Origin of the sequence: Paraburkholderia sp. A1RI_3L, from assembly GCF_048957895.1 — a bacterium.
GTDB classification, from domain to species: Bacteria; Pseudomonadota; Gammaproteobacteria; order Burkholderiales; family Burkholderiaceae; genus Paraburkholderia; species Paraburkholderia kururiensis.
The window spans coordinates 1-656 of record NZ_JARCHA010000065.1; the positions used below are offsets into that span (position 1 = coordinate 1).

The following is a 656-nucleotide window of genomic DNA, read 5'->3' on the forward strand; positions in this document are numbered from 1 at the left end:
GTCCGTAACGGCCGCGGCGAACCCGACCTCGGGCACGACGATCGGCGGGGTGGCGTACACCTTTGCCGGCACGAGTCCGACCAGCGTGGTGAGCGTCGGCGCGCCGGGCGCCGAGCGGCAGATCACGAACGTGGCGGCGGGCCGCGTGAGTGCGACGAGCACCGACGCCATCAACGGCTCGCAGCTCAACGCCACCAACGAGGCCGTAACCTCGCTGTCGACGTCGACCTCGACCGGCATCACGTCGCTGTCCACCTCGACCTCCACGGCGGTGAGTTCGCTCTCCACGGGGCTGTCGAGCACCAGCAGCACCGTGACGTCCCTGTCCACGTCGACGTCCACCGCCGTGAGTTCGCTCTCGACCGGTCTGTCGAGCACGAACAGTTCCGTGACGTCCCTGTCCAGCTCCACGTCGACGGGTATCAGTTCCCTGTCCACCGGTATCAGCTCGCTGTCCACCGGTCTGTCGAGCACCAACAGTTCGGTGACGTCGCTCTCCACGTCCAGTTCGACGGGCATCAGCTCGCTCTCGACCGGCCTGTCGAGCACCAACAGCACCGTGACTTCGCTGTCGACCTCGATCAGCACGATCGCGATCGGCAACACGTCGCTGTCCACCTCGACCTCGACCACCGCCAGTTCGCTCTCGACGGGGT

1 pseudogene is annotated in these 656 nt (G+C 66.9%); it reads left to right on the forward strand.

The window, feature by feature from the left end:
• Nucleotides 1-145: 145 nt before the first annotated feature.
• Nucleotides 146-656 (forward strand): annotated as a pseudogene (locus PXJ20_RS32905) (adhesin); the annotation flags it as partial.